Here is a 23667-nt window from a genome sequence, read left to right as displayed (position 1 = left end):
TGGCCCTTAGTTCGCTGCCACCACGGCCGCACATTGGCCCGGCAGGTCGCCCAAGGTCAGCTCACGCTTGGGTTTGGGCTTGGGCGCGTTGGGGTCGGCGGGCTTGGGCGGGGGCGGATTGAGGATATCGCTCACCCATTTACGCGCGCCCTCGCAGCCGTCACCCGCGGGCGGGGCGGCCTGATCCACGCAGCCGGTCGCCCCGGCGGGACACTTGAGGCGGACATGGAAATGATAGTGATGCCCGTACCATGGCCGGATTTTGCGCAACCACGCGCGGTCACCCTTTTCGTCATTGCACATCTGCACCTTGGCACCGGGAAAGACGAAAATCCGCGCGACACGCGGATCTTTGGCGGCAGCCTTGAGGATCTCGTGATGCGCGCGCGTCCAGTTGTCGTTCACATAGGCACCCGAGGCGCGCCGGGTGGAGATCGACGAAATCTTTTCGCGCTGCGCGACGCTCAGCGTCAGGTCGTCGGCGGGCTTCATCCAGATATCGGCATCAAGGCCGATCTGGTGGCTGGCGTGACCGGTCAGCATCGGGCCGCCGCGCGGCTGGCTGAAATCACCCAGATAAAGGCCGTTCCACCCCGGCTGCTGCGCCGCTTTGCGGGATAAATCCTGAACGAAATCAATCAGCTCTGGGTGGCCCCAGTTGCGATTGCGCGACAGCCGCATGGCCTGCCACGTGGGCCCAGTTTCAGGCAGTTGCACGCCGCCCGCAAGGCATCCCTTGGCATAAGAGCCAAAGGGCGCAGCGCCATGTGTGGACGCGCCGGGTTGGTGGCCGAAAACCTGTTTCGCGCTTTTCGAGGACAACGTCGGGTCGATGCGCGGCGCAGGCACACGCGCCCCGGAAATGTCGCGGCTGGACCCGCCACAGGCGGCCAACGCGGCGATCAGGACAAAAGAAACAATGGTGCGGATCATGCTGCTCGTGCTCCGTCTGGATGTACGTAGCGTAGCAGAAACAGCCCCAAGAGGAAGAGAAAGATCACTGGCAAGAACGCCAGTTGGTTGGAATTGGTCAGGATGCCAAAGGCGGTGATCAGCGCGGGTGCAAGGAACGCCGTCGCCTTGCCCGCAAAGGCAAAAAGGCCAAAGGCTTCGGCCGGGTGGTCGGGGTCGGTGTGCCGCACCATCAGCGACCGCGAGGCGCTATAGAGCGCGCCGCCCGCACCGCCAATCACCGCGCCGCAGATGTAGAACAGGACATCCGGCAGGATCGACCCGGTCGGCAGCGGAATGCCGAACAGGTGTTCGCGCGACATGCCGACGATGATCGTGCTGACAAAGATCAGGGCAAAGATGCAAAAGCGGATGACCGGCTTTGGCCCCATGCGTTTATCGGCGATGCCCCCGACCCACGACAGGATCGCCGCCGCGATCGCCGCAATGATCCCGAACATCCCGATCTGCACCGTCGGCCAGTCCAGCACCTGCCGCGCGTAGATACCGCCATAGGCATACAGCGCGGTCAGAGCGTCGCGGTAGAACAGCGAGGCCAGCATGAACATCCGCGTCGAAGGCTGCTTGGCCACGCGGCAGACCGCCACCCACAGCTCGTTCAGCACTTCGCCAAACTTGGGGCGTGCGCGTTGCAGGCCCGGCGTTTCGCGCGTCCACAACAGGAAGGGGATCAGGAAGACCGCGAACCAGATGGCGATAAACGGCCCGACAAAGCGCGTGCCTTCGCGCGCGTCCGGGTTCAGGCCAAGGATCGGCTTGATGTCGATCAGCGTGAGCCCGGTGTCATCCTCGGCAAAGAGCAGCAGCATGATGAACAGCGCCACAACCCCGCCCCAATAGCCAAACGCCGTCGCCCCGCCAGAAATCCTGCCGATTTCCTCGTCGGTGCCGAACTCGGGCAGATAAGCGTTATTGAGGTTAAAGGCAGCCTCGGAAAACACAAAGCCGACCCAGAACAGCGTCAGCGCCAGCATCAGGTTCTGGCCGTCGGGTTGCAGCAACCACAGGCAGGCCGCACAGAGGATCGCAACCGAGGTAAACAGCGCAATCCAAGGGCGTTTGCGCCCCGACGCATCGGCCCAGGCGCCAAGGAACGGCGCGGTAAAGGCGATGACAAGGCCCGCGACGGTCTGCGCCGAGGACCACAGGGTTTGCGCCTGTACTTTGGCATCGTTCTCGAACATGCCTTGGGCGACGAACATATCGGTCGCCACGGCGGCAAAGAAAGGCGCAAAAATAAAGGTCAGGCCAAGGGTCGCATAGGGCTGTTGCGCCCAATCGAAGAAAGCCCACCCCCAGATGCGCTTTTTAGTTGAAATCATGACCTTGCCCCTTACGCCTATGGCCGTGTTAGACCCGATTGCGCCCCGGGCTGGCAAGACCCCGATCCGGTCAGCGATGCTTTTGCGGGGGCCAGGGGCGCAGGTCTTCGGCCTCGCTCCACTTTTGGACCCATGCGGGCAGCTCGGGGCTGGGCTCATCCGTTTGCAGGGCGGCAAAGATCCGATCCGTGGTCACAATCCCATTGCGATCCGTAATTGCCGCGCGGAACACTGCGTGCGAGGAACACTCGCCATCGGTTTTCCACATGCTCTGCTCGATATAGAGAAAGCGTTTATCCCGGCCCAGCAGCCGCGAATGGGTTTCCAGCTTGTGGAACATCTGCACGCGGCGGCGATATCGCACCACGGACCCGGCAATCGTCAGCCCCCAACGCTCGCGCTTGAGCAGATCGAACAAGCCGCTGCGCTGCGCCAAGGGAATCCGCCCCAGATCGTAGATCGTCAGCGTGCGCCCGTTATTTAGCTCGTTCCACAGGTCCAGATCCCACGGCAGACAGATGTGGTGGGACACATGGGTGTCATACAGCCCCAGCTTGGGCATCTTGCGGGCGCGGGCCATGTCCTTGAACAGGCGAAAGAACGGATACATCGGCAGGTCTCCTTTGCGCCCTGATTGCTGCGCTGCGGCAGCAACGTCAACCAAGACGCGGCGGCAGACTTGTTTCTTTGGGCTTTGGCGCTTACCTCTTGCGCAGTTGTCAAAAGGAAATCCGGCCCATGCAGTCCCTGTTTCAGATCATCATGCTTCTTCTCGACATCGCGTGGTTCATCATCATCGCGCATGTGATCATGAGCTGGTTGATCAACTTTCAGGTGCTGAACCTGCGCCAGCCGCTGGTTGCACAGATCTGGGACGGCCTGAACCGCATCCTTGATCCGGTTTATTCCCGCATTCGCAGTGTCTTGCCGCAGATGGGCGGTCTGGACCTTGCGCCGCTGGTCGCCTTGATCGGCCTGATGATCCTGCGGATCGTGCTGACGAACAACGCCGGGTTCTTTTACTCGTTCTGACGATCGGCCCGGTTCGGGGTTGATTCACCGAATCCTAGTATGAGATTGTGCGGCCCAAAGCAGATATTGTGCCCATCTCGCAGGATAACCCCATGCCCCGTGATGCCGCGTCCGCCGAGGCGCTGTTAAAGGACATCTTTGGTTTCGATGCCTTTCGCCCCGGTCAGGGCGAAATTGTCGAGGCCGTGGCACAGGGCGAAAATGTGCTGGCGATCATGCCCACGGGGGGCGGGAAATCGCTGTGTTTCCAACTGCCTGCGCTGATGCGCGGTGGGATCACCGTGGTGATTTCCCCGCTGATTGCCTTGATGCGCGACCAGGTGCGCGGCCTGCGCGAGGCGGGCGTGGCGGCGGGCGCGCTGACCTCTGGCAACACCGAAGAGGAAAACGACGCCGTCTGGGACATGATGCAACGCGGCGAGCTGAAGCTGCTGTATCTCGCGCCTGAACGGCTGGCGAACGGCGGCACGCAGCGGATGTTGCAGACCGCGGGCGTGTCACTGATCGCTGTCGATGAGGCGCATTGCGTCAGCCAATGGGGCCATGATTTCCGCCCCGATTACCTGCGCATCGGCGAGTTGAGGAACGCTTTGGGGGTGCCGCTGGCCGCCTTCACCGCCACCGCCGACCTTGAAACGCAACAGGAGATCGTCTCGCGGCTATTTGGCGGCGCGCAGCCGTCGACCTTTCTGCGCGGCTTTGACCGGCCGAACATTCACCTTGCGTTTCAACCCAAGGACGGGCCGCGCGCGCAGATCCTGTCCTTTGCCGCCGCGCGCCGGGGTCGCGCCGGGATTGTCTATTGTGGCACCCGCGCCAAGACCGAAGGGCTGGCCAAGGCGCTGCGCGACGAGGGCCACAGCGCCTGTCATTACCACGGCGGGATGGAAGCCGACGACCGCCGCTCTGTCGAGGAACGCTTTGCCACCGAGGATGGGTTGATCGTCTGCGCCACCGTCGCCTTTGGCATGGGCGTGGACAAACCCGACATTCGCTGGGTCGCCCACGCCGATCTGCCCAAGTCGATTGAGGCCTATTATCAAGAGATTGGCCGCGCGGGCCGCGATGGCGCGCCTGCCGAGACGATGACGCTCTACGGTCCCGAAGATATCCGCCTGCGCCGTTCGCAAATTGACGAAGGCCTCGCGCCCCCCGAGCGCCGCGCCGCCGATCATGGGCGGTTGAACGCCTTGCTCGGGCTGGCCGAGGCTCTGGGCTGTCGGCGTAAAGCGCTTTTGGCGTATTTCGGCGAAGAGGCCGGCGATACCTGCGGCAACTGCGATCTGTGCGACCGCCCGCCCGAGCTGTTCGACGCCACCGAGGCGGTGCGCAAGGGGCTCTCGGCGGCCCTGCGCACTGGCGAAAGCTTTGGTGCCGGGCATTTGATCGACATTTTGCTGGGCAAGGACACGGATAAGGTCAAACAGCGCGGCCATGACAGCCTGCCGACCTTTGGCATCGGCAAGGACCTGTCGCGCGGCCAATGGCAGGCCGTGTTCCGTCAGATGATGGGGCACGACCTGATGCGCCCCGACGCGGAACGCCATGGCGCGTTGGTCATGACCGACCGCGCCCGCCCGATCCTGCGCGGCGAAGAGACGATCCAGCTGCGCAAGGACATCCTCGCCAAGGCGTCCGAGCGGCGGCCCGCGGTCAAGGCTTTGGTGTCCGACGAAGACGCCCCGATGCTAAGCGCGCTCAAGGCCAAACGCCGCGCCCTGGCAGAGGCCGCCCGCGCCCCCGCCTATGTGATCTTTCCCGATAAGACCTTGATCGAAATGGCAGAAAAGCGTCCCGCAAACCTTGATCAGATGGCACGGATTTCCGGCATCGGGGCCAAGAAACTGGAACGCTATGGCGCCGCTTTCCTTGAGGTGCTGAACGGCGCCGCCGAAGAGGTCCACCCGCAGCGGCGCAAGCTGGCCTCGCGCGGGGCGGGCGAGATTTACGACGCCCTGTTGGCCGCGCAGTCCGAATTGACGCGCGGACCCGATGGCACCGACAAACCGCTGTCCTGCTCGGCGTCCTTGCTGGCCAAGCTGGCCGAACTTCGCCCGGACGGGTTGGATAAAATCGAACGCATTTTGGGCGACAAACGGACGGAACGTTTCGGCCCCGCCTTTCTGGACGTTCTGCGTCAGGCGGACTAGGTCCACCCCCAACACAGGAGGAATGCGATGCTGGTTGTGATTTCCCCGGCGAAAAAGCTGAATTGGGACGCCCGCGACACCGAAATGACCGAGCCGGTTTTCAAACCGGACGCCGACGCCTTGGCCGAGGTCGCCGCCGCGCTGACCCAGCCCGAGCTGAAGAAACTGATGCACCTGTCCGACGATCTGGCCAAGCTGAACGTCGACCGGTTCCGCGCCTATTCCGATACGCCCGAAGGTGACGCGCTGCGCCCCGCCGCGCTGGCCTTTGCCGGCGACACCTATCAGGGGCTCGAGGCCGGGTCTCTGGACGCCGAAGAAATGGCCTGGGCGCAGGATCACTTGCGGATTTTGTCCGGTCTTTACGGGGTGTTGCGCCCCTTGGACGCGATGCAGGCCTACCGTCTGGAAATGGGCTCGCGGCTGAAAAACCCGCGCGGCAAAAACCTGTACGACTATTGGGGCGACCAGATCGCGCAGGAATTGAACGCGCGCGGGGCCGAGCTTGGGACGCAGACCTTGGTGAATTGCGCAAGCCAAGAGTATTTCGGCGCGGTGGACCTAAAGGCGCTGAACCTGCGCGTGGTCACGCCGCAATTCTACGAGGACAAGCCCGGCGGCCCCAAAATCGTGTCGTTCTATGCGAAAAAGGCGCGCGGCGCGATGGCGCGCTACGTGATCCAGCGCCGCCTGACCGACCCTGACGCCTTGCTGGAGTTTGACAGCGGTGGCTACGCCTATCAGCCCGACCTGTCCACGCCGGACAAGCCCGCATTCTTGCGCGCGGATAGCTAAGACACCATCTTGCCATCCTTGTGCGCGTCATCCTTGGGTTGGGTGTAGGTGGCCAGTTTGTCCGCCAACGCCGCCTTGCGCAGCGGCTTTGTCAGGTAGTCGTCCAAACCCGCCTCAAGGATGCCTTCGCGGTCACCGGCCATAGCGTGCGCCGTCACCGCAATGATCGGCACGCGCGGCCCGCCCCCTTCGAGACGGCGGATTTCGCGGGTGGCTTGTTTGCCGTCCATCCGGGGCATGGAAATGTCCATGAAAATGATGTCGGGGCGATGATCCTGAAAGGCTTCGACCGCCTCGACCCCATTGTTGGCAAAGCGTAGCTCTACGTCGAAGCCCTTGATCATCTTAGAGAAAACCAGCTGGTTCGTCTTGTTGTCCTCGGCCACCAAGACATTGAGCCGCGTTTCACCTTGCGGGGCAGCGGTGACGTCTTCGGTCTCGCCAGGCGGGACAAAGGCCGGTTCCACCTGCGCCAGCGCCTCGAACAGGGCACGGCGCGGGGCCGGTTTTTGCAAGATTGCCTGCACCTCGGCCCCGTCCACGGCTTGGATCTGACCGGGGGTGTCCGACAGCAGGATCACCGGGATGCGATGGCCCGTGTGGGTCAGTTGCGCCACCAATTCCATCCCCTCCATGTCCGGCAATTCCTGGTCAATCACCAACAGATCCGGCGGGTTGGACATCTGGTCGATCGCCTCGGATCCGGTGGTGCAATAGTCGGTCGTCAGCCCCAGAATATCGAGCTGTTTCAAGAGGATCATCCGATTGGCGGTGTGCGAATCCACCACCAGAACGCGCTTGAGATGGGCGGGAAGCTGCGCGGATTGATAGACCATCGGCTCTTCGGTGGGCAGAATGATCCGCAGGCCAAAGCAACTGCCCTTGCCGAGTTCGGATTCGACCCAGACCTCACCGCCCATCAGCTCGACCAAGCGGCGGGTGATCGCCAGCCCCAGTCCGGTGCCCTCGAACTGGCGGTTGCGCTCATCCTCGACCTGGTTGAACTCGCCGAAGACGTGCTCGACCTTGTCGGCGGGGATGCCGATCCCGGTGTCCTCGATGGTCAGATGGATCGCGGCGCGCCCGTCATCCTCGGCAAAGCCGACCACCCGCACCAGAACATGCCCTTCGACGGTGAATTTCACCGCGTTGCCCAAAAGGTTGGTCATGATCTGCCGGATGCGGCCGGCATCCCCGATAAAGCGCGTGGGCAGGAACATGTCGTAGTCCACCAACAGCGAGATGTCCTTGTCTCGGGCTGTGGGTTGCAGCAGCATGACAACCTCATGGATGGCCCGTTCCAGATCAAAGGGTTCGGGGTGCAGTTGCAGCTTTTCCGCCTCGATTTTCGAATAATCAAGAATGTCGTTGATGATGACCAACAGCGCCTCGCCAGAGCTGCGGATCGTCTCAATGTACAACTCTTGCTCGTCGTCCAGCGTGGTGTCCATCAGCAGATCGGCCATGCCCACGACCCCATTCATTGGCGTGCGAATCTCGTGGGACATATTGGCGAGGAAGGCGGATTTGGCGCGGTTCGCCGCCTCGGCGCGGTTGGTCGCCTCTTTTAGACGCTTTTGATCCTCTTTGATCTGGGTGATGTCGATGCGCAGCCCAACGCGTCCCCCGTCAGAGGTTTCGCGTTCGTAAATGCGCAGCCAGCGCCCATCGTCCAGCTGCTGTTCCATCTCGGTTTCGGCGCGTCTGTGCATGTCGAGCCGCTCTTCGAGCCACTCTTCCTCGCGGCCCGCCGCCTCGGCGTATTGGCCGCATTCCAGACCGTAACGCAGGATTTCCTCGAACGTCGCACCGGGCACGATGGCGGGGGCGGACGCCTTGTACATCTCGCGGTAGGGCTGGTTGCACATCAGCAGACGGTCCTCTGCGTCGTAGATGACAAAGCCGTCGGGCAGTTCCTGCATGGCGGACCACAGGCGCATGATCTCTGTCATATTCACACACAGGGAAACAATCCCGCCATCGGGAAGCCTGCGATCCTGCACCTTGATGAACTGGCCGTTCCAAAGGCGCAGGGTTTCCACCGGGATCGGCGTCACGTTCCAGCGATCCAGCATTCGCTGTTTCCAGTCAGCGGGGCTCTCTCCCTGAAGGTCGACCAGCCCCTCGTCGCACAGGGTATCAAGCAAGTCGGCATAGGGCACGCCGGGCGTGATGTTTTCCAACCCTTCAAAAGTGGCAAGATAGGCGGGGTTGGCCAGCTCCATCTTGTGATCGGCGTCGTACATGGCAAAGCCGTCGCGGATCGTTTCCAGCGCCGCCCACAGCTGTTCCGTCACCACGTTGAACTGATGCGTGACCACGCCCAGCTCATTCTTGACGCGGATGTTTTCGCTCTGGGTTTCGGCGACCAGCGTGCGGGTCTCGCGGATTTCGTTGCTTAGCTTGAGGGCGTGCTTGCCCAGCCGCCGGTTGGCCTCGACCAACTCGGCCTGCTTGAGTTCAAGCAACCGTTCCGCCGCCAGCCGCGCGCGTCGTTCCTTGGCCAACTGAGCGGCCAGATCCATCCGAAACCCTCCGAGATTCCACTTCCTTTTGAACGATTGTCGTGAAGAACCACTTAAAGCGATCAGATCAAGGACAGGCGGGTATGGAATGCCGGACGCTGCGAATCTGCGTCCCGGTGTTAGGCTTGGGCCATATTTTACGGTCATTGATCGAGAAAAGGAGCTTTCCATGCGTCCATTCACGCGCGCCCTTGTGTTCGGTTTGTTCGGTTTTTCCATGGCGCCAACGGTCAATGCCCAAGAGGCGATCCCCGATCGCCGCGTCGTCGTCACGCGGGACATCGACTATGCAGGGTCCGATTTGCAGCAGCTGTTCGACACCTCTTACAATGCGTGCGAACGGACCTGTCTGGCCAACCCGGCCTGCATCGCCTTTACCTTTAACACGCGCACAAACGCCTGTTTCCCGAAATCGGACGTGTCAGACCGGCTCAGCTATGATGGGGCGATCTCGGGGCGCGTCGTTGCCGTATCCCAAGAGGCCACCGCCCGCGCCGCCCTGCGCCGGGCCGAGCTTCACTTTTTGACAGACAGCGACTTTTCCCGCGCGTGGAACGAAGCCTCGGCGCTCGCCCTGCGCCATTCCGGCGGGCAGTGGACCGTCAGCGCGCTGATGGATGCGGCGACCCAAGCGCGCGCGGCGGGCAACATGGTCGACGCCATCAACTGGACCGGCGCGGCCTTGGCGCAATCGGATGACCCCGCGCATTGGCTGCAATACGCGAACTGGTCGCGCGACTATGCCGCGAACACCCAAGGCGCTGACAAACGTAAGTATTTTGAGCGCGCCTTGTATGCCGCGCTCAACGCCTACCTGCGCAGCGATGACGACGCGCTGATGGCGGATGCGCTTTATGGCGTGGCCTTGGGTCTGCAAGAGGCGCGGCGCGGGCGGGCCTCAATGGAACCGCTGCGCATGGCCGCTGATCTGTCGCCCCGCGCCGACATTTCCGAGGCGCTGGACAAGGCGATTGGCAAGTACGGTTTTCGCGTGGTCGAGCATAGCGTCGAGGCGGACAATGCCGCGCCGCAGATCTGCGCCGAATTCTCGGAACCTCTGGTGCGCGTGGGGCAGGACTACGCCCCCTTCGTGCGCCTGCCCGATCCGCGTCTGGCGGTCACCTCGGACGATCAGCGCCTTTGCGTGACCGGCGTGGAACACGGCCAGCGCTATACGCTGACCCTGCGCGCCGGGCTGCCTGCTGCGTCGGGCGAGACGCTGCTGCGCGACGTGCCAATCACCGCCTATGTGCGCGACCGCTCGCCAGCGATCAGCTTTCCGGGGCGCGCCTATGTGCTGCCGCGCACGGCGGACGCAGGTCTGCCCATCGAGACTGTTAACCTCTCGTCGATTAACCTTAATCTCTATCGGCTGTCTGACCGTAACCTCTTGCGCGCCATCAAGGATCGCTACTTTGGCCTGCCGCTGGGGCGCTACGACGAGGAGTATTTCGCCGACGATCTGGCCGAGGTGATCTGGACCGGCGAGGGCGAGGTTGGCAACGAGCTGAACACCCAGATGCTGACGCGACTGCCCATGGGCGAGGCCTTGGGCAATCTGCCCGCCGGGGTCTATGCGCTGACTGCCGTAGAGCCGGGCGACGGCAGAGACCGCGCCCGCGCAACGCAGTGGTTCATCCTGTCCGACATCGGCCTGACGACAATGCAGGGGAATGACGGGCTGACCGTCTTTGCCCGCGATCTGGGCGATGCCTCGGCGCTGGCGGGTGTCGAAGTGCAGCTGCTGGCCAGTGCCAACCGCGTGCTGGACACCGCCGTGACCGACACAAACGGCATCGCGCGCTTTGCGCCGGGGCTGCTGCGCGGCACCGGGGGGGCATCCCCCGCGCTGGTAATGGCGCGCCGAGGCGACGAAGACCTCGCGTTCCTGTCGCTGACCGACCCAGCTTTTGACCTGTCCGACCGCGGCGTCGAAGGCCGCGCCCCTGCGGGCGACATGGACCTATTCCTGACCACCGACCGCGGCGTCTATCGCACCGCCGAAGTGATCCACGCCACCGCCCTGCTGCGCGACGCCCGCGCGGCGGCCATCGACGGCGTGCCGCTGACCGCGATCCTGACGCGCCCCGATGGTGTGGAATATTCGCGCCACGTCTCGGACGGTGGCACGGCGGGCGGGCATGTGTTCGACCTGCCTCTGGCAGCCTCCGCCCCGCGCGGCACGTGGCAACTGGCGATCCACGCCGACCCAAAGGCGGACGCTCTGGCCAGCACTGCGCTGCTGGTCGAAGACTTCGTCCCCGAGCGCATCGACTTTGACCTGAGCCTGCCCGAAGGCCCCATCAACCCGCTGTCGCCGCCGAAACTGGACGTCGACGCGCGCTATCTGTTCGGCGCGCCGGGGGCCGATCTGACCATCGAGGGCGAACTGCGTCTGAGCACCGCCACCACGCTGGACGGCTTTGACCGCTATCGCTTTGGCCGCCACGACGACAGCGCCGCCTACCGCACCAACAGCTTTGACGCCGATCTGGTGACCGACGCGAACGGCAAGGCCGCGCTGACCCTGCCGATCCCCGAGATCGACGCGCAGGGCCGCCCCATGAGCGCGCGCATCACCCTGCGTCTGGCCGAAGCCTCTGGCCGTCCGGTGGAACGCCGCATCACCCGCGATGTGACGCCGCCGACGCCGATGATCGGCATCCGGCCCGCCTTTGACGACGACCTGCCCGAAGGGTCCGAGGCGCGTTTCGACGTGATCGCCCTTGGCCCCGATCTGCAACCGACCCAGATGCAGGTAGACTGGCAGATCAACCGCGTGCGCACGCGCTACCAGTGGTACCAGCGCTATGGCTCTTGGGATTGGGAGCCGATTACCACGCGCGAAACCGTCGCCAAGGGCAGCGGCGCGCTGGGCGATCAGCCCTTGAGCATCGCCGGGGACGTGGACTGGGGCCAGTACGAAGTGGTGGTCGAGCGCACCGATGGCCCCTATCTGGCGGCGTCCATGGGCTTTTCCGCGGGCTGGTACGCGCCTGCGACCGCCCGCGACACGCCCGATATGCTCGAGCTGTCGCTGGACGCCCCCGCCTATCAGGCCGGAGACACCGCAACCCTGCGGATGGTGCCGCGCTATGCGGGCAAAGCCTTGGTCACCGTGCTGGCGGATCGGGTGATTTCCATGCAGGCGGTGGACGTGACCGAAGGCGAAAACACGCTGGCTCTGCCTGTGACGGATGAGTGGGGCGCGGGCGTCTATGTCACCGCGCAGGTGATCCGCCCGATGGATGTGACCGCCGGGCAAAACCCGGCCCGCGCTTTGGGTCTGGCCCATGCCGCCGTCGATCCCGGCGCGCGCAAGCTGAACGTCGCTTTTGACGCGCCGCTTGAGGCCGCGCCGCGTGCGCCGCTGACCGCGCGAGTCAAGGTCGATGCCCCCGATGGCGAGGCCTTTGTCACCGTCGCCGCCGTCGATCTGGGGATTCTCAACCTGACGGGCTTTCGATCGCCCAACCCTGCGGGGCATTACTTTGGCCAGCGCCGTCTGGGCGTGGAAATCCGCGACATCTATGGCCGTCTGATCGACGGGATGAACGGCGCCATGGGCACGATCCGCTCGGGCGGCGATGCTGGCGCTGCGATGCGGATGCAAAGCCCACCTCCGACCGAAGCCGTCGTGGCCTTTTTCTCTGGTCCGGTGACCGTGCGCGATGGCGTGGCCGAGGTCAGCTTTGACCTGCCGGATTTCAACGGCACCGTGCGGCTGATGGCCGTGGCGTGGACCGACACCGCCGTGGGGCAGGCCGAACAGGACGTGCTGGTGCGTGATCCGGTGGTGATCGCCGCGTCCCTGCCGCGCTTCCTTGCGCCCGGGGATACCAGCCGCCTGCTGCTGGAGTTCACCCACACCAAAGGGGGCGCGGGCGAGATGCCTTTGTCCGTCACCTCTGATGGCCTTGGGATCGCCCTTTCGCGGCGCGTGACGCTGCCCGAGCAGGGGAAAACCTCGGTCGAGGTGGCGCTGGCCGCGGCCCTGATCGGTGACCACACCATCGACGTGACGCTGCAAACGCCGCAAGGCGCGCTGCTGACCAAGAAACTCACCCTCGGCGTGCGCGCCAATGACCCCGCCGTGGGGGCGACGCGCCGCTTTAGCCTTGCGCCGGGGCAGACGCTGACCCTTGACCGCGAAGTCTTTGCCGGGCTGCGGCTGGCCGGGTCCAGCGCCATGGTGTCCGCCGGTCCGCTGGCGCGGTTCGATGCGCCGGGGCTGCTGGCGTCCTTGGATCGCTACCCCTATGGCTGCACCGAGCAGGTAACGTCTAAGGCCTTGCCGCTGCTCTATATGTCGTCGATTGCCGAGCCGCTGGGGCTGGGCGACAAGGACCGCATGGACCTGCGCATCGCCCAGTCGATCACCAAGGTTCTGACGCGCCAAGCCCCGAACGGTGCCTTTGGCCTGTGGGGCGCGTACTCGGGCGATGCGTGGCTGGATGCCTATGTGACCGACTTCCTCAGCCGCGCGCGTGCGGCGGGGCATGAGGTGCCGGATTTGGCCTTCCGCAACGCTTTGGACAACCTCAAGACCCGCATCGCCTATGCCGCCGATTTCGACGACGGCGGGGAGGACATCGCCTATGCGCTGATGGTTCTGGCGCGCGAAGGCGCGGCGGCCATGGGCGATCTGCGCTACTATGCCGACGAGCGCGCCGATGCCTTTGCCACGCCGCTGGCGCAGGCCCAGCTGGGGGCCGCACTGGCGAGCTATGGCGATCAGCCGCGCGCCGACCGTATGTTCGCCAAGGCCGCCGCCCGCATCGCTGGCACCCGCAGCGGCGCGTCTGTGTACCGCGCCGACTATGGCAGCACCGTGCGCGACGCGGCAGGCGTGCTGTCGCTGGCGGTCGAGGCCCGGTCCGAGGCGGTCGACCGCGACGCGTTGGCCCTGCGGATCAGCAGCGTCGATCGCGCCCTGTCGACCCAAGAGCAAAGCTGGGCGCTGCTGGCGGCGCACGCCATGGTGACCGATCCCACCGTCTCGGGGCTGGCGCTGAACGGCGCACCCTTGGCCGGGCCGTTTGTGCGGCGTCTGGACGGCGAAACGCTAGAGCCGATGGCGCTGACAAACACCAGCAACCAGCCGGCGGACGTGACCCTGACCACCCTCGGCGTGCCCGATGTGGCGACCGACGCGACCGGCTATGGCTACGCGCTGAGCCGCGACTACTACACGCTGGACGGGCAAAAGATCAGCGGTCCGGTTGAGGCAGGCACGCGGCTGGTCGCCGTCCTCACGATCCACCCCGCCGAGAAGACCCGCGCGCGGCTGATCGTCGATGACGCGCTGCCCGCCGGGTTCGAGATCGACAACCCGTCGCTGCTGCGCTCGGGCGATGTGCGAGCGCTGGACTGGCTGGATACCTTTAGCGCCGAGCACGCCGAGTTCCGTAGCGACCGCTTTATCGCCGCGCTGGACTACGGCGGGACCAAGCCGATCCGGCTGGCTTATATCCTGCGCGCGGTGTCGCCCGGCACGTTCCACCACCCCGCCGCGCTGGTCGAGGACATGTACCGCCCCGACTACCGCGCCACGACCGCCTCGGGCCAAGTGACCGTGCTGCCGTGAAGCGCCTGCTGACCCTTGCCCTTGCGCTCTGGCTGGTGGCGTTTGCGCGCGACCGGCTGGACGCTTGGGTGGACAGCGCGCCGATTCCGCCGCTGATCCACGCCACCTCGCCCGAGGTGCGCGACCGCAACGGCGACCTCTTGCGCGCCTACACCGTGGACGGCGGGCTGTGGAGGATGGAGGTGGCCTTGGACCAAGTCGATCCGCTGTTCTTCGAGATGCTGATCGCCTACGAGGACAAGCGGTTTTACCACCACCACGGCATCGACCTGATCGCCACGTCGCGCGCCGCGTGGCAGGTGCTGCGCAACGGGCGGGTGATCTCTGGCGCGTCGACCCTGACGATGCAGGTGGCGCGGCTGCTGACCGACGGCACAACCGGGCAATGGCAGGGCAAGTTGGCGCAAATGCGGCTGGCCTTGGCGCTGGAACGCCGCCTGACCAAGAAGCAGATCCTGTCGCTCTACCTCGGCCTTGCGCCCTATGGCGGCAACGTCGAAGGCCTGCGCGCCGCTGCGCTGATCTGGCTGGGCAAGGAGCCTGCGCGCCTGACACCTGCCGAGGCCGCCTTGCTCGTCGCGCTCCCCCAAGCGCCCGAGAGCCGTCGCCCCGACCGCCACCCCGATGCCGCCCGCACCGCCCGCAACCGCGTGCTGCTGCGTATGGCCCGCGACGGGGTGATCCCCATGGCTGCGGCGCGCTCGGACCAGCTGGACCCCGCGCCGCTGGGACGCCACCCTATGCCGCAGCTTGCCCCGCATATGGCCGACCGCGCCGTCGCCTCTGGTCCGGGGCGGCACGACCTGACACTGGACCGCGCCGTGCAAACCAGCCTCGAGACGCTGGTGACGCGCTACATGACGGGCCGCTCCGACAGGCTGTCCGCCGCTGTCATCCTCGCCGATCACCAAACCGGGGAAATCCTCGCCTCCGTCGGCTCGCCCGATTACACCAACAAGGCGGGCCAAGGCTTTGTCGACATGACGCAGGCGCAACGGTCCCCCGGCTCGACCCTGAAACCGCTGGTCTACGGGCTGGCCTTCGACCGAGGGCTTGCCCACCCCGAAACGCTGATCCTCGACGCCCCTGCGCAGTTCGGCAACTACGCACCGCAGAATTTCGACGGTCAGTACCGGGGCGAGCTGCCCGTCCGCCGCGCCTTGCAGCTGTCGCTGAACATCCCCGTGGTGCGCCTGACCGAAGCCCTCGGCCCCGCCCACCTCATGACCGCCCTGCAAAAAGCCGGCGTCAAACCGGGCCTTCCCGGCGGCGCTCCTGGCCTTGCGCTCAGCCTCGGCGGTGTCGGTGTAACCCCCGCCGAAATGACGCAGCTATACGCCGCGCTCGCCAACGGAGGCCAAACAACCCCGCTGACGTGGCGCAAAGCCGACAAAACCAACGCCAAGAACACGATCCTCGGCCCCGCCGCCGCTTGGCAAGTGGGCCACATCCTCGCCGGTCTCGCGCCCCCCGCCTCCGCTGGCCCACCCGGCAAAGTGGCCTATAAAACCGGCACCTCCTACGGGCACCGCGACGCTTGGGCCATCGGCTGGGATGGCCGCTACGTTGCCACCGTCTGGATCGGTCGCCCCGACGGCACCCCCGTCCCCGGCGCGTTTGGCGGCGACCTCGCCGCCCCACTCCTGTTCCAAGCCCTCTCCCGCGTCAAACACACGCCGCTGCCCGCCCCACCTCCGGAAACGCTCCTGCTCAGCAACGCCCAACTCCCCGAGCCGCTGCAACGTTTCGGCCCGCGCGAACCCACGCAAACGCTTAAAATCAGCTTCCCGCCCGACGGTGCCACCCTTCAAACCAGTCCAGCAGGCGTCCCCGTCAAACTGCGCGGCGGTCGCGCACCCTACACGCTCATCGCCAACGACACCGTCCTGCAAACCGGCCTGCGCCGCCCCGAATTCACCGCGCCCCTAACGGCCAAAGGCTTCACAACCCTCGCCATCATCGACGCCAAGGGCCAAGCCAGCCGCGTCACCATCGAACTCAACTGACTTCTTCTCTTTAAAAATATCCCGGGTGGGGTTTGGGGAGGGCAGCGCCCTCCCCCCTGGCGCGCAAGCGCTAAACCTGCGCGCTTCAGCGCACCGCTGGATCAGACGCGCTCGATGGCCAAGGCGATCCCCTGACCGCCGCCAATGCACATGGTGATCAAAGCCTTGGACCCGCCGGTGCGCTCCAGCTCGTACATCGCCTTGACGGTGATGATCGCGCCTGTCGCGCCCACCGGGTGACCCAAAGCAATCGCGCCACCATTCGGGTTCACCTTGGCCGGGTCCAGCCCCAAGCCCTTGTTCACCGCCAAAGCCTGCGCGGCAAAGGCCTCGTTCGACTCGATCACGTCAAAATCAGACGCCTTCATCCCGGTGCGCGCCAAGAGCGCTTCGACAGCAGGGACAGGCCCAATGCCCATCACCTCAGGGCGCACGCCCGCGTGGGCATAGCCGATGATCCGCGCGCGCGGCGTCCGCCCGCCCAGCGCATCCCCACGCGCCAAGACCAAGGCCGCCGCCCCGTCGTTGATCCCCGAAGCATTCCCAGCCGTCACCGTCCCATCCTTTTGGAAGGCAGGGCGCAGACCGGCCAGCGCTTCGGCGGTGGTCGCCTTGGGGTGCTCATCGCGGGCAAATTGCAACACCTCGCGGCGCTGCTTGACCTCGACCGGCACGATCTGCTCGTCGAAATAGCCCGCCTCGATGGCCGCCGCCGCGCGCCGCTGGCTTTCCAGCGCAAAGGTGTCCTGCGCCGCGCGGGTGATGTCATGCTCGGCGGCCACGTTCTCGGCGGTGATGCCCATATGGCCCGTGCCAAACGGACAGTTCAGCGCGCCAAGCATCATGTCCAAGGTGCGAATATCGCCCATCTTCGCGCCCCAACGCTGGTCCTGCACAATATATGGGCTGCGCGACATACACTCGGCCCCACCGGCCAAGGCAATGTCAGCATCACCCAGCGCCAATGCCTGCACCGCAGACACAATCGCCTGCGCGCCCGACCCGCACAGCCGGTTCACGTTCATCGCGGGCACCGTATCGGGCACCCCGGCCTGCATCGCGGCCACACGCGACAGGTACATATCGCGCGGCTCGGTGTTGATGACGTGGCCAAAGACCACCGTCCCCACCTGATCGCCCACCACGCCGGACCGCTCTAGTGCCGCCTTGCTGGCCGCCGTGGCCAGATCAATCGGCGCAACGCCAGACAGGCTGCCGCCAAAGGTGCCAATCGCCGTGCGCGCCCCGCCAAGAATATAGATATCGTCCATGGTCCCCTCCAATCTGTGATTGCAGGGACTATGCGCGGGACCACCCCCTTTGTCAGCCGATACGTTCCGTCACGGCAACCTTTGGCCGCCCAACAGGAAACCCTTTAGCCCCGACGATATATCTGGGGCGGGCTGGGCGGCTTGTGGGGGCGTTTCCACCCCACAAGCCGCACCAAGCCCTTCCAGAGAGAGTCTTTACCCTGAGAGGACAACCCCCGGGGCGGCACATGCGGCCGCACACCGTCGTCATCGACACGGTACGGGGCGTGGCGCCATTTATCGTCGGAACGAGACATGGCCGCAGGGTGGCGCCATGGCTCCTAACATCGGGTTAAAATTCACCCCAATGCTTTCAATCCAACGCTTTTGTCATCAATTCCGAGCCTTGCAGCATTGTGACTTCGCGCTGCGGGAAAGGAATGGAAATTCCATTCTCCTGAAAGGCGTCCCACAACGCCAAGAACACGTTCCCGCGAATGTTGGTCAGCCCCTGCGTCGGATCCCGGATCCAGAATCGCAGGATGTAATCCACCGAAGAATCGCCGAACCCCGTGATGTGACACACCGGCGGTTTAAAGGTCAGCACGCGGTCCACGCTCTTGGCCGCCTCAACCGCGATCTTGCGCACCTTGTGGGGGTCGTCGCCATAGGCCGTCCCGAAATGGATATCCAGCCGCACAAACTCGTTCGAATGGGACCAATTGACCACTTGGCCGGTGATCAGGTCTTCGTTCGGGATCAGGTATTCCTTGCCGTCCCGCGTCACCACGCTGACATAGCGCGCGCCCAGCGCGTTGATCCAGCCAAACGTCGCGCCAAGGCTGATGACGTCACCGGGCTTGATCGACTTGTCCAGCAGGATGATGATCCCCGACACGAGGTTGGACACGACCTTTTGCAGGCCAAAGCCAAGGCCAACGCCAATCGCCCCCGACAGCACCGCAAGCCCCGTCAGATCGACACCGACCGACCGTACAGCCACAAAGAACGCCGTGCCGAACAGGATGACTTGCAGCACCTTGACCGCCAGCACCTGCATGGAGGGGCTGATGTCTTCGTTGCGCTTGATGCTGGCCGCCGAGGCTCCGGCCAGCAGCCGCGCGGCCCCCAGCATGACCATCAGCATGACCACCGCCTTGACCAGCAGCCACAGGGAATAGCGCGTCTCGCCCATGGTAAAGGCCACCGCATCCAGCCAGACCTGCACCTCTTCGGTCCAGCCCAGCACCGACAGCGTGGCCCAAGTCCACGCGCCGTAGCGGGCAATGAACCGCAGCAACGGGTTCTGAATCAGCCGGGTGGCAAAGGCGATGAACAGCCACGCGGTTGTCAGGTTTGCGAGCACGCGCAACAGGAACGACCGCGACGCCCAGGTGAACTCTTTCATCACCAGATAGGTGATCCAGATCAGCACCACGAAAAGGATCATCCGCATCCGGCGCTGCACCATCAGCCCGACGCGCAACCGCCAGCGCGGCGCGTTTTCATGGCTGCGCAGCCAGTCGTTCAGACGCGGGCCCAGCACCGCGGCCCCCAGCCACGCCACCGCAAAGACGCCCAGCGCGATCAGGATCTGATAGGTGGTCCACGGTCGCAGCGCCTCGGCCCAAAGCGCCAGCGCCTCTGCCGTCAGGAAATCGACAACTTGCTGCAAGGTTTGCAGCGACACGTTCTGCGGGTCAGTCTGGTCCATCGGCACCTTTATCCACTTTGAGTAGATAATGAGCCATTCGCGCCCCAAGGCAAGACGCGCGAAACCCTTGATAGACTCACACACAGCCTGTATCTGCTGCGCATGGCCAAGTTTCTCAATGTCGGTGATCGCGCCCGTCTGCGCGAACGCTTTTACGGCGCGACCTTCACGGTGCTCGCCCGTCTATGACGTTGCGCGCCCCATATGCGGGCGCCCCCATTCGCCTGATACCCACATACAAACTACGGGAGAGGACCCATGTCCCCCAAGACGCTCTATGATAAAATCTGGGATGCGCACGTCGTATCCGAAGACGCCGATGGCACCTGCTTGCTGTATATCGACCGTCACCTCGTGCACGAAGTGACCTCGCCGCAGGCTTTCGAAGGTCTGCGTATGACCGGCCGCACCGTGCGCGCACCGGAAAAGACCATCGCCGTGCCGGACCACAACGTGCCGACCACGCTGGGCCGTGAAAACCCCGACCAGATGCCCGAGGACAGCCGCATTCAGGTGGCCGCGCTGGACACCAACGCCAAGGAATTCGGCATCCACTACTACCCGGTGACCGACGTCCGTCAGGGCATCGTGCACATCGTCGGCCCCGAGCAAGGCTGGACCCTGCCCGGCATGACCGTGGTGTGCGGCGACAGCCACACCGCGACCCACGGCGCGTTCGGCGCTCTGGCGCATGGCATCGGCACCTCTGAGGTCGAGCACGTTCTGGCCACCCAGACGCTGATCCAGAAGAAGTCCAAGAACATGAAGGTCGAGATCACCGGCAAGCTGCGCCCCGGTGTGACCGCCAAGGACATCACCCTGGCTGTGATCGGCGCGACCGGCACCGGCGGCGGCACCGGCTACGTCATCGAATACTGTGGCGAGGCGATCCGCGATCTGTCCATGGAAGGCCGCATGACCGTCTGCAACATGGCCATCGAAGGCGGCGCCCGCGCTGGCCTGATCGCGCCCGACGAGAAGACCTTTGAGTATGTCAAAGGCCGCCCGCACGCCCCCAAGGGCGCGCAGTTCGAGGCCGCGCTGGCATGGTGGAAGACCCTCTTCACCGACGAAGGCGCGCATTTCGACAAGGTCGTCACGCTGAAAGGCGAAGAAATTGAGCCGGTTGTGACCTGGGGCACCTCGCCCGAGGACGTGCTGCCGATCTCTTCGGTTGTGCCTGCGCCCGAGTCCTTCAAGGGCGGCAAGGTCGACGCGGCCCGCCGCTCGATCGAGTACATGGGCCTGACAGCTGGCCAGAAGCTGACCGACATCGAGATCGACACCGTCTTTATCGGGTCCTGCACCAACGGCCGCATCGAAGACCTGCGCGCCGCCGCAGCCATCGTCGAAGGCAAGAAGATCAAGGTGGGCCGTGCCATGGTCGTGCCGGGCTCTGGCCTCGTGCGTGCGCAGGCCGAGGAAGAAGGTCTGGACAAGATCTTTACCGACGCCGGTTTTGAATGGCGTATGGCGGGTTGCTCCATGTGTCTGGCGATGAACCCCGACCAGCTGTCCGAGAACGAGCGCTGCGCCTCGACCTCGAACCGCAACTTCGAAGGGCGTCAGGGCTTTAAGGGCCGTACGCACCTTGTGTCGCCTGCCATGGCCGCCGCTGCGGCGCTGACCGGTCACCTGACCGACGTGCGGGAGCTGATGTAATGACCAACGGATCGGCCACCGCTTCGGCGCACGCGCGCCTTGAGGTGGCCAGCCTCTGGATCGGGAAAGAGCTGGATTGGCTGCACCAACTGTGCCTCGCCAGCTTTGTCCACCATGGCCACAAGGTGACCGTCTTTTACGACGGCACCGACGTGGCCCCGGTGGTCCCCGATGGCGTGGACACCGTCCCCGCCGCAGAGGTCTGGGACCGCAAGGCGCATGGCCACGGCAAGGCGCCTGCCTCGATGGTTTCAGACCTGTTTCGGCTGTATTTGCTGAAGCAGACCCCGATGATGTGGGTCGACTGCGACGTGCTGTGTGTCCAGCCCCTGCCGGATGATCCGTTTCACATCGGTAAGGAACATGGCGGGATGGTCAACGGCGCGGTGCTGCGGCTTCCGCCCGAGTCCGCGACGCTGAACCAGTTGATCGACTGGTTCGAGGACCCGCATTTCGTGCCGCACTGGCTGAACGACGCGCAACAGGCCAAGGTCGACGCGGCAGAGCCCGGCAACCGGCTTGAAACTGCGTTCCGGCTGGTGCGTCCGGCGGTGGGGCCGCGTGCGCTGCGCCACACCATCCGCGCGATGAAAGAAGACAACCACCTGCGCCGCCCCGAGGTCTATTACCCGGTGCGCGGTGTCTATTCGGACGTCTTTTTCAACCCGCATGGTGGCGCCGAGGAAAGCCTGTCGTTCGATACGCTGACCGTGCACCTTTACGCGTCGATGATCCGCCCGTTCCACACCAAGCATATGCCCGCCAAGAGCAGCTTTATTGCCCAATACGCCCGAGAAATCGGGTTCGATATCGCCGTCTGAGCGGCACCAGAACAAGGAGAGTCCTCATGGACAAATTCGAAAAACTCACCGGGATCGCGGCCCCCATGCCGCTGGTCAACATCGACACCGACATGATCATCCCCAAACGCTTTTTGAAATCGATCAAGCGCACCGGCTTTGGTGTCAGCCTGTTCGACGAGATGCGTTACAACCGCGACGGCTCTGAGATCCCCGATTTCGTGCTGAACATGCCGCAGTACCGCGACGCAGAGATCCTGATCGCCGGTGACAACTTTGGCTGCGGCTCGTCGCGCGAACACGCGCCGTGGGCGATCAAGGATTTCGGGATCAAAGCCATCGTCTCGACCTCTTTTGCCGACATCTTCTACAACAACTGCTTCAAGAACGGCATCCTGCCGATCGTCATGCCGCAGGACGTGGTCGACGTGCTGATGAAGGACGCGGAAAAGGGCGCAAACGCGCGCATGACCGTCGATCTGGAAAACCAGACCATCACCACGTCGGACGGCGAAAGCTTTGCCTTCGAAGTGGACGCGTTCAAAAAGCACTGCCTGATGAACGGTCTCGATGACATCGGCCTGACCATGGAAAAAGCGTCGGCCATCGACACCTTCGAATCCAAGGCCGCGCAGGAACGCCCCTGGGTCTGATCCAGCGCTCTCTTTGGTATAGGACAGGGCCCGCCACGCGCGGGCCTTGTTGCGTTTGGGGTCCGCTGTCCTTAATGCTTGACCCCATGCAAACCCCCCGGTTGTGAGGGTTTTTCCGACGAACACAGCATATTGTGCGCCCACGCGAGGCTTGCACAAAGTTGCCGCGCGATTGATGCAATCCCGCACCATCTGCTCCGTTAAATCGCCTCAAATAAGGCGAAGGGTCATTCCAGCTATTGTCGCCATTCGTCAAAAGAGGCAAAACTTGGGCAAGAATGAGGCAAACCGCCACAAATGGCGGGATCGGGATGGAGCAAGGGCGCGGCATCGTATCGCGACCGTCCGGAACGGAAGGGCAGACCTGTGATCAAACGGATGGTGGCAGCCGCCGCTAGAGCTATTCTTGTGGCTTTGCTGATTGCATTGCCCGCGCTGATCTTGCCGGGGGTCCGGCATGATGCGGCGCAGATGGTCGCGCTGCTGGCCCTGGTTGCTTCTGTTCTGACGTTTGTCGAATATTTCGCGGAATATCCGTCCCTTATCGAATTTCGCAACGCGCCACCGTTCAATCGGATGCGCTTTATCGCGTTGTTCTTGACCGTGCTTTTGCTGACCCTGATCAGCCGCGGGCAGGTTGCGCCAACGGGCCTGTCGCAATGGTTGACCTACGCGGGGCTGCATGTGGGCCAAGCGATGGATTTCCCCTTTTCGCCGGTGCGCCTGATGGTGCTGCTCGCGCCCGAGGGGCTGGACGAGCCGCACATGCAGATGATCCGCACACACGCCGGGCTGGCCTATCTGATCTCGCTGGCGTCGCTGCTGTGCTTTGTTGCGCTGGTGCGCCTTCTGGATTGGCCGATCCGCAAGGGCGCGTTTAATTTCTGGGTGAACCTGCCGCTGTTTGACCCCACCGCCGGGGGCGACGTGCTGCGCCGACTCAAGCGGGACAGCCACGTTAACGTCGCCTTAGGGTTCCTTCTGCCATTCTTGATCCCGGCGGTGCTCAAGGCCGCCTCGGTCTATGGGACTCCGGTCGACCTGACCGATCCGCAGTCCCTGATCTGGATGATGAGCGCATGGGCCTTTCTTCCGGCGAGTTTGATTATGCGCGGCGTGGCGTTGATGCGCATCGCCGACCTGATCGAGGAAAAGCGCCGCCGCGCCTATGCGCAGGCGGAATTGCAGGTCGCCTGATC

The 23667-nt window shown here is 64.3% G+C and carries 15 protein-coding genes; 9 read left to right on the top strand and 6 right to left on the bottom strand.

All coding sequences use genetic code 11. From position 1 onward, the window contains the following. Positions 1-6: 6 nt before the first annotated feature. From mepA to B9A11_RS09475, 3 genes are all read right to left on the bottom strand, one after another. A complete protein-coding gene (mepA, locus tag B9A11_RS09485) occupies positions 7-933 on the bottom strand; it encodes a penicillin-insensitive murein endopeptidase (protein WP_058248151.1) in 927 nt (308 codons plus the stop codon). Continuing rightward, positions 930-2294 carry an MFS transporter gene (locus B9A11_RS09480; RefSeq protein ID WP_058248150.1) on the bottom strand — a complete coding sequence of 455 codons (1365 nt, stop codon included), beginning with the start codon at positions 2292-2294 and terminating at the stop codon, positions 930-932. Before B9A11_RS09480 ends, mepA begins: the two co-directional genes overlap by 4 nt. Before the next feature lie 70 nt (positions 2295-2364). After that, positions 2365-2904 carry an acyl-CoA thioesterase gene (locus B9A11_RS09475; RefSeq protein WP_058248149.1) on the bottom strand — a complete coding sequence of 180 codons (540 nt, stop codon included), beginning with the start codon at positions 2902-2904 and terminating at the stop codon, positions 2365-2367. A 128-nt stretch (positions 2905-3032) separates the two neighbouring features. On the opposite strand from B9A11_RS09475, the gene B9A11_RS09470 reads away from it, so the two are divergent. The 3 genes from B9A11_RS09470 to yaaA all read left to right on the top strand — a co-directional run bounded on the left by B9A11_RS09470 (position 3033) and on the right by yaaA (position 6271). Then, positions 3033-3326, top strand: coding sequence for a YggT family protein (locus B9A11_RS09470; RefSeq protein ID WP_058248148.1), 294 nt, complete (start codon positions 3033-3035; stop codon positions 3324-3326). 92 nt (positions 3327-3418) lie between these two features. Further along, positions 3419-5476: a DNA helicase RecQ gene (gene recQ, locus B9A11_RS09465; protein WP_058248147.1), complete on the top strand. Its 2058-nt coding sequence runs from the start codon at positions 3419-3421 to the stop codon at positions 5474-5476. A 27-nt stretch (positions 5477-5503) separates the two neighbouring features. Next, entirely contained in the window at positions 5504-6271 is a 768-nt protein-coding gene (gene yaaA / locus B9A11_RS09460) for a peroxide stress protein YaaA (protein WP_058248146.1), read from the top strand. Here yaaA and B9A11_RS09455 read toward each other — a convergent pair. Continuing rightward, positions 6268-8796 (bottom strand): response regulator, encoded by a 2529-nt coding sequence (locus tag B9A11_RS09455; protein WP_058248145.1) that lies wholly within the window; start codon positions 8794-8796, stop codon positions 6268-6270. The two genes, yaaA and B9A11_RS09455, sit on opposite strands and share 4 nt — an antisense overlap. 169 nt (positions 8797-8965) lie before the next feature. Between B9A11_RS09455 and B9A11_RS09450 the strand changes: the two genes are divergently transcribed. Then, positions 8966-14383 carry an alpha-2-macroglobulin family protein gene (locus B9A11_RS09450; protein ID WP_058248144.1) on the top strand — a complete coding sequence of 1806 codons (5418 nt, stop codon included), beginning with the start codon at positions 8966-8968 and terminating at the stop codon, positions 14381-14383. Beyond that, positions 14380-16389: a penicillin-binding protein 1C gene (pbpC, locus tag B9A11_RS09445; RefSeq protein WP_058248143.1), complete on the top strand. Its 2010-nt coding sequence runs from the start codon at positions 14380-14382 to the stop codon at positions 16387-16389. The genes B9A11_RS09450 and pbpC overlap by 4 nt, the downstream gene beginning before the upstream one ends. A gap of 101 nt (positions 16390-16490) precedes the next feature. Here pbpC and B9A11_RS09440 read toward each other — a convergent pair whose 3' ends face one another. Continuing rightward, entirely contained in the window at positions 16491-17660 is a 1170-nt protein-coding gene (locus tag B9A11_RS09440) for an acetyl-CoA C-acyltransferase family protein (protein ID WP_058248227.1), read from the bottom strand. Positions 17661-18012: 352 nt separating this feature from the next. Beyond that, on the bottom strand, positions 18013-19353 hold the full coding sequence (locus tag B9A11_RS09435) for a mechanosensitive ion channel family protein (RefSeq protein ID WP_058248142.1): 1341 nt from the start codon (positions 19351-19353) through the stop codon (positions 18013-18015). Between the two features lie 258 nt (positions 19354-19611). Here B9A11_RS09435 and leuC point away from each other — a divergent pair, with 258 nt between their 5' ends. The 4 genes from leuC (at position 19612) to B9A11_RS09415 (ending at position 23665) form a co-directional block, all read left to right on the top strand. Continuing rightward, complete coding sequence (gene leuC, locus B9A11_RS09430; RefSeq protein ID WP_058248141.1) at positions 19612-21015, top strand: 3-isopropylmalate dehydratase large subunit; 1404 nt, start codon at positions 19612-19614, stop codon at positions 21013-21015. Continuing rightward, positions 21015-21836, top strand: a complete 822-nt coding sequence (locus B9A11_RS09425; RefSeq protein WP_058248140.1) for a glycosyltransferase family 32 protein — start codon at positions 21015-21017, stop codon at positions 21834-21836. Before leuC ends, B9A11_RS09425 begins: the two co-directional genes overlap by 1 nt. A gap of 26 nt (positions 21837-21862) precedes the next feature. Further along, positions 21863-22468 carry a 3-isopropylmalate dehydratase small subunit gene (gene leuD / locus B9A11_RS09420; protein ID WP_058248139.1) on the top strand — a complete coding sequence of 202 codons (606 nt, stop codon included), beginning with the start codon at positions 21863-21865 and terminating at the stop codon, positions 22466-22468. 366 nt (positions 22469-22834) lie between these two features. After that, positions 22835-23665 (top strand): hypothetical protein, encoded by an 831-nt coding sequence (locus B9A11_RS09415; RefSeq protein ID WP_058248138.1) that lies wholly within the window; start codon positions 22835-22837, stop codon positions 23663-23665. Positions 23666-23667 lie beyond the last annotated feature (2 nt).

It is taken from the genome of Tropicibacter naphthalenivorans, assembly GCF_900176475.1.
In the GTDB taxonomy this organism is placed as follows: Bacteria; Pseudomonadota; Alphaproteobacteria; order Rhodobacterales; family Rhodobacteraceae; genus Tropicibacter; species Tropicibacter naphthalenivorans.
This window is presented reverse-complemented; position numbering and strand designations above follow the sequence as displayed.